This window comes from Microcoleus sp. EPA2 (assembly GCA_020882975.1).
In the GTDB taxonomy this organism is placed as follows: Bacteria; Cyanobacteriota; Cyanobacteriia; order Cyanobacteriales; family Microcoleaceae; genus Microcoleus.
Genome location: JAHRFD010000037.1, coordinates 36,689 through 43,178 on the forward strand (window position 1 = coordinate 36,689; position 6,490 = coordinate 43,178).

At 43.1% G+C, this 6,490-nt stretch carries 4 protein-coding genes; 1 reads left to right on the top strand and 3 read right to left on the bottom strand.

The annotated features are described in order from the left end of the window. Positions 1-16 precede the first annotated feature (16 nt). From AAFP14_RS23435 to AAFP14_RS23445, 3 genes are all read right to left on the bottom strand, one after another. Positions 17-1,726 (bottom strand): DEAD/DEAH box helicase, encoded by a 1,710-nt coding sequence (locus AAFP14_RS23435; RefSeq protein WP_333078719.1) that lies wholly within the window; start codon positions 1,724-1,726, stop codon positions 17-19. A gap of 470 nt (positions 1,727-2,196) precedes the next feature. Continuing rightward, positions 2,197-4,110, bottom strand: coding sequence for a relaxase/mobilization nuclease domain-containing protein (locus AAFP14_RS23440; protein WP_341734591.1), 1,914 nt, complete (start codon positions 4,108-4,110; stop codon positions 2,197-2,199). A gap of 50 nt (positions 4,111-4,160) precedes the next feature. Next, positions 4,161-4,562, bottom strand: coding sequence for a plasmid mobilization protein (locus AAFP14_RS23445; RefSeq protein ID WP_341734592.1), 402 nt, complete (start codon positions 4,560-4,562; stop codon positions 4,161-4,163). Positions 4,563-5,913: 1,351 nt separating this feature from the next. Here AAFP14_RS23445 and AAFP14_RS23450 point away from each other — a divergent pair. Further along, on the top strand, positions 5,914-6,099 hold the full coding sequence (locus tag AAFP14_RS23450; protein WP_341734593.1) for a hypothetical protein: 186 nt from the start codon (positions 5,914-5,916) through the stop codon (positions 6,097-6,099). Positions 6,100-6,490 lie beyond the last annotated feature (391 nt).

Sequence of the window (6,490 nt, forward strand, 5' to 3'; positions counted from 1 at the left end):
TAATCAAATCAATTTTTCAAGCTTCAAAATCTTCGCCAAAAATCTGTTCATCCAGTTCTTGAATTTGCTCATATTGTTTTTGGGCTTTCAACAAATTATCTGCCAATTGCTCAAAGGCTTGATCTAATTCGGGTTTAACTTGATGCTTAAGCCAGATATCCATGACAACTTCACTAAAGTCAAATTCATCATCCACATTGCCTAAAATTGTTTCAATTTCTCCGACTACCAGTTCAAACATATTAATTTTGTCGTGCAGTATCCGCAGAATATACTCTTCGATACTGCCTTTGAGACAGAAGTTAAAAATAAAAACATCCTGGGTTTGTCCGATGCGGTGGATACGACCAATGCGCTGTTCAATTTTCATTGGGTTCCAGGGCAGGTCATAATTAACGATCGCATTAGCAAACTGGATGTTACGTCCTTCTCCCCCTGTTTCCGATGCTAAGAGTACAGAAACATTATCCCGAAATGCGGCTATAGCCTCATCTTTCTGTTTAAGGGACATTCCGCCAGTAAATTCTGCAAAGGGGATATTTTCCGCTTGCAGCGTTTTAGCTAAATAGGTGCTAGTTGCTTTATGGGTTGTGAAAACTAAGGTTTTCTGGCGAGATTTGGAGAGCATCTCTACTAAGGTTTTTGCTTTCTCGACCTGCTTGACTTGGGATGCTCGTGCAGCTAAAGACTTCAGTTCTTCATCGGGTAGGCGGATAGTCAGTTGCTTGAGGGAGTCAGCTAAAGCATTAGGGGATGAACCCGCTCGCATTAGCAAATTAGTACGGGAGAGTCTGTCTAGTTTGTCCTCTGAAGAACGTAGATACTTGCTCAAGTCTTGGTAAAGTTTCTCCTCTCCGGCTGCCGGGGTAACGGTAATTGTGGTGGCGAAGCGTTTGGGCAGTTTGACATCTACTAGGGCGCGGGTATTTCGTACCATAACTTCCCGCATCAGAGTGCGTAACTTTTCGGGATTTTTAGGGACTCGTCCATTCTTGGAATTGACGTATTCTTTTTTAAAAGCGGCTTCTGTTTGTAGCAGTCCCGGTTTGAGGAGGGTTAGCAGATTAAACAGTTCCACAAGGGAGTTCTGCACTGGCGTAGCAGTAAGCATGAGGATAAACCGCTTATTGAGGGCGTTGACCAGTTTCCAGTTGAGGGTACTGCGATTTTTTAGATGGTGTGCCTCATCGACAACAACCAAATCCCAAGTACGACTGGTGACGTGAAGATAATGTTTAGCAGACTTAGCCGTGTTTAATGAAGCGATAATTCGCGGATTATTTGTCCAAAATTCGTCTATCGGTTGTTGTGGGTCACGGTTATCTGTGGTGATAGTAGCGATATTAAATTTGTCACTTAACTCTGATTGCCACTGGGAAACTAGGGATGCCGGAGTTAACACTAGGATGGACTTTACCATCCCCCTAGCTAAGTATTCGGCGATGATTAGTCCCGCTTCAATGGTTTTACCCAATCCGACTTCATCCGCTAGTAATGCCCGTCCACCCATTTGTCTGAGGACTTTTCGGGCTGTTTCAATCTGATACCAGTATTTGTCGATAGCAGTTAATGTGGGTAGGCAAATGAGTTGGTCATAGTCTGCCATTACCGAGAGGTTAAACAGGTCTAAACGCGCTTCGTAGAAGTTAAGCGGGTCGTATTTACCAGCTTTCAGGGCTTCTAAGGCAGTGGAAGGATTGAATTGAAATGTATAGTTTTTTTCCATATTTATAGTTTTTCCTTACTTGGTCTGCTAAACAGACCTGTCCGCTAGCCTAAAAGCTTTGCTAGGTAATAAGTGTAGTCATTATCCTTAGCGTTTGAGGCTAAGAATACGGGCGACCCACGGCTAGAACCCTTTATTGTACAGCAAGCGTTATGATGCTTGGTAGTGATACGGAAGTAGTGGTGAGACATAATCCTTGTCCCATAAGCAATACTTCGGACAGTTTTAGATCTAGTCGAGTCTCCGAAACCCTTACTGGCTATATGCTGGACTATTTTTTCAAGGTTTAAGTAAGCGCGCACTCGTTTCAGAAAATGCGTAAAAAATGGCAGGGCTTCCTCGCCCTCGGCTTACAGGGCCGTTAAAAAACTGTCCGAAGTATTGATCAACAGGTTTTATCAAACATATTGATTGATTTTATGAACCTAAGCACTTTGTTTAAATTCTAGACAAATTTAAGGTAGCAACAATTAATCCAGTTCAATGTTTTGGATTGGCTGTTTGTGCTGTTGGTTATTTTGTTTGTGACTTCGCTGTTCTTGCTCAATTAATTGTATCCAGATATCATTCCAACTTGACTGTGGACTGACAACTTCTGCATTTGGCAGCAGCGCGAGCGCATTTTGAGCGAGCTGAGAATCTTCTGCCAGTGCTATAAGAACGCTATCAAGTTCTTGTAAGAATTGTGTAGGCAGTTGTGAAACTCGTTCAATTCCTATGTAAATTGTGGTGAGTTCTGTTGCAGAGTTATTCGGATTATTTTCTAGTTCAATCAGCAAAATTGAAAGGGCTTCTATTGGGTTACAAGCAATCACAGCTCGCTCAATTTCTCCAGTAGTGGCTACCCAGAAAGCAGCTTCAGATGACAGGGGATGGGTTGTAGTAAAGTTGCCTCTTTCATCGAGAACAAAAGCGAACCGGGCTTCTCCCTCAAGCGTCCGTGCCGTAAAGACAGCCTTTTCTGAGTCGGCATACAGCCAAGAATGAGAGTGCAATTTTTCAAGCAATTCTAAAGGTAAACTGTACTCGACTGCGAGATGCGATCGCACTTTTTGCCACTGAGCTTCATTCCTTTCAGGCAGGATTGACAGTTGTAACTCTAACTCATTTGCTGTTGCAGGAGTTGCAGGTGCGGTTGCTGCGAGTTCAGATTGTGACGACTCTAACTCATTTGCTGTTGCAGGAGTTGCAGGTGGGCTTGCTACTAACTCAGATTGTGACAACTCTAATTTATTTGGTGTTGCTGTTGCATTCGTTGCAGGTGCGGTTGTTTCTAGCTCAGATTGTGACGACTCTAGCTCATTTGCTGTTGCACTCGTTGCAGGTGCGGTTGTTTCTAGCTCAGATTGTGACGACTCTAGCTCATTTGCTGTTGCACTCGTTGCAGGTGCGGTTGTTTCTAGCTCAGATTGTGACGACTCTAACTCATTTGCTGTTGCAGATAGGGTTGTTTCTAACTCGGATTGTGACAACTCTAACTCATTTGCTGTTGCAGATAGGGTTGCTCCTAACTCGGATTGTGACGACTCTAGCTCATTTTCCTCTGCCTCACTGGGGGCGATAGCTAAGTGTTGTGGCTGCATTAAAGCCTCAATTAGGGCGTTATCTCGCCCTTTGTCATAGCTAACGCCTCGATGCTTCTGCAATCCACAAAAAGTGTAGGCTCTACCCAACTGAGTACCACTTAAAGCGACTCCATCTAAATTGTAAGAAATGCCTTTACTGAAGCCGATTCCAGTTCGAGTCAATCCGACTTGCACCTCTACGGCTTGTTGCTGCAACCGCTCAACGAATTCTGGCATACTTGGATTGTCTTGGGTAACTTCATCAATTAGGTCTTGCAATTGCACTCTGACACTCTTATTTCCCTTGCTTTGTAAGTACCTGTGTTCTCCTGTAGTCGGAGCTCGCTTATCTATTTCCCAACTGGGTGCAATAGTTTCTAAATTGTAGTCTCGTTCAAGCTGGCGAATTACCTCTTGGCTTTTGTAGTAATCCCAGCTATCATCAACGATACTTCCATCTAGGCGAATGCGACTGGCGACAATGTGAATGTGGTCATGGTCTGTATCGTTGTGCTTGACAACTGCATACTGGTTGTTGTCAAATTCCATTGCTTTCATGTAGTCGGCTGCGATTGCTAGCCAGCGCTGGTCATTTTCAACAGAATCTTCTAGTTTCTGGGTGCTTGCGACTGATAAAGTGGCGTGAAAAACTGCTACTTTCAGGTTAGGTCTTAGTTGTCGGGCGATCGCAAATTCAGCAGCGAGTTCTTCAGGAGTCTGTCCGCACATAGTACCGCCAATTAAGTAAGCACCTTTTTTGCCGAGTACATAGTTCAGACAGCCCCTCCAGCCTGTACCTTTGATTTGTTTGCCAATCATAACCGTTTTGCAGTAGGTTTATTGCATCGATTGCTCAGGCTTGTTAAAAATTAGCGAACTGTAGAATTGGTAAGGTTTGCAACTATTGTTTTAATAGCAGTTTGGTTTTGTTGAATGAGGTGCTGTACGCTTTCTAAGAGTCCTCTATTGACAATAACGGGTTCTCCCAATACCACAGCACTATTGCAAGCTTTAGCAATCTGATTGAGGTTGTTTCCGGCAACTCTAAGTTGGGCATTAATTTGGCACAAAACTTGATAGGCTTTCAAGTCAAATGCAGCTAGAGGGCGTGGCATGGCTCTTTTCAAAGCTGCACGACGGATGAAGTCGCTCATACTCAAATTTACTTGGTTCGCTAGTGTTTGAATTTGGCTATAATCCGAGTCTGTTAGGCGAATGTGGATATGGTTTGATAGCCGTTCTCTGGGTCTTGCTTTCACTAAAGTTTTCATAGCTTTTAATCAGTAATCACACTATGAGCCAAGATACAAGTTAATAACTGTAATCTACAAGCGCTATTCAGGTGAATTTATATCCCCCATTTGGAGAGGGCTATTTAGACAGTTTATTAAGGTAGAGATTGACTATAATTTCCTTTCTTTGTATAAAATAGTGGGTTGAGGTGCGATCGCACTTGAATAAGTGATGAGCTTGTTGAATTGCTTTTGAAGTATTTCTTCCTATAATTTCTTATAGCTGTATAATATTCAGCTTAAATCGTAGTACAAATAGTTACAATTGTCATTAAAGCTTAAAAAAGTATTAAACCCTCTGTTACGGTTAGGCTTCCGCATTCATGAGGGTGCATTATTTTTCTGTACTTAAAAGTCAGGTTTGTGATCACAAAAACATTGCTTGCTAGCATCCTTCTCCGCTTTTTTCCTTGGTTTCCCAGCTTGCATAAATTTGAGTTTTTGTGAGTTTTTGTGAGTTTTTGTGAGTTTTTTGCTGCAAATACTGCCTCGACTTCAGCTAATAGTTCAAGCTGAGCTTGCATAGTTTTACTCATGAAAACTCACAAAAACTCAAATTTATGCAAAAAAACTCATGAAAAGCCAGTCTCAAAAAGTTAATTTTGAGGTTTTTTACCGTGACGGTACACTTAATATCAATTTAATAATTTAACAGCAAACTCTGCACTCCCCAATTTAAGTGATTGTAGCAGAGGCAAGCTACTAACTGTAGCATTTATAGCAAGCTGTACTTTCACAATTGAGCAAGCCGAACTAATTGAAAAGCTGTTAAGGTTGCCTAAAAAATAGCGGCCTCGTTATTAGCCATTCAGCTATTGCATATTAATGTATCGGAACAATGGCGGTAGCGTTTTTCTCTTTTTGAGTTGCAGTTCAGTTTGTTTGGCTTTATTGAAGGCAGTGCTACCGCACGGTTGTACTTGATTTCAGAGAGAGTGCGCGAGCCTGAGCCCCTCTAAGCACCCAGGCCCTAGCGATATGAGTTTTCACGGGGCATTACATAATCTTGAACCAGCATGATTGGTTAACTTGAGAACTCAGGGAAGCGATCGCCACCCATGCTACCCAGGTGTGACGGGGCAATTGATGCCAGTGTTGCCAGAAAAGTCGCCACAATAGTATGAGCAATCGGGACAGTTGAAGATCGGGTAAAACCAAGCCCTTTGTCACACTTGGCTAACATCGCATCAGTGGTATTGATTGGGAGGCACAGTTGAAGAGCGGGTAAAATTAAGCCCCTTGACACCCCAGCCCTAGTTTTTAGGTAGTTGTGGCGATAGCTGCACGGCTCACGATTCAAAGCCAAACCTTTGTGGTGATTTGAATTATTTTGACTTTAAAAACTACAACTCGCGACTCGACTCCGCTGCCCTTACTCGAATATCCGAAGCAGCCTGCAAGTCGCTACCACTGGCTCACCATTGACCCTATCAAGTCGATGCTCGCTGTGATTATCGTTCGTCCGACAGCGAGCATCGACGCGATTGCCTTGACACCTAGGATTCCCCATTCATAAGGGTGCATCGTTTTTGTTTCTGCACGTAAAAGTCAGGTTTGTGATCACAAAAACATTGCTTGCTACCAAGAGAGAACAACTATAAGCAGTCCCAACAGGTCAAGGCACAAACAGCACAAAAAGGCAGCAATTTGACTGACAAATTCAGGCATTTGCAGGATATTTTCAGGTAAATGCAGGTAAAGTGCACCCCCTGCAAATACCTGCTTTCCGCCTGACTTTATACTGCAAACGCCTGACTTTATACTGCAAATGCCTGACTTTACTGGAGTTTAGACTAAACAGCTATTAAATCGCGATCGTCACCGCACTCTTGAACGGCAACGGTCGCTGGCGACAAGTTATGAGGCTCAACCATAAGATAGAAGTCCAGCGACCGTTGACGTTCTCT